At 40.3% G+C, this 528-nt stretch carries 1 pseudogene; it reads left to right on the forward strand.

Annotated features, from left to right (window positions below):
• Positions 1 to 100 (forward strand): annotated as a pseudogene (locus I5515_RS17435) (3-oxoadipate CoA-transferase); the annotation flags it as partial.
• Between the last annotated feature and the right edge of the window lie 428 nt (positions 101 to 528).

A 528-nucleotide genomic window follows, 5' to 3' on the forward strand; every position in this document is an offset into this window, starting at 1 on the left:
CGTGACCAAAGATGGTTTAAAGGTGCTTGAGAAAGTGGAAGGTCTTAGCTTTGAAGAGCTACAGGCTTTAACAGGTGCAACTTTAATTGATGCGACTTAAGGGTAAGGTTTAAATAGCAGTAACTATCGTGACAGGCGACATGAATGTCGCCCGTTGGACAGGGAGGCAAAGAAGCCTCCTCTGTTCAACAAAGGTTTTTGTTACTTTTGACCTTTCAAAAGTAAGGTATCGCTTATACAACAGACTTATGGATATCACAGTAAATTACAGCCGTGATGATATTCGTTGATATGAAAACTTATAAAGCATCTCAACGGAGTCTTATCTGTTTAAGCCAGATGCCATCAGCTAATTCGTGTCACTTTTTTAAAAAAGTAACCAAAAACCTTTGTTACTCAGACACAACATCCCTGTTGTGCTGAGCAACGAGGCGACATCCATGTCGCCACCGCGAAATACTTACGGAGAATGGCTAAAAAGGCCTGAAGTAAAGGACAAAAGTTAGAATGAAAAACGCTTATATCATC

Origin of the sequence: Acinetobacter calcoaceticus, from assembly GCF_016508255.1 — a bacterium.
Lineage (GTDB): Bacteria > Pseudomonadota > Gammaproteobacteria > Pseudomonadales > Moraxellaceae > Acinetobacter > Acinetobacter calcoaceticus_E.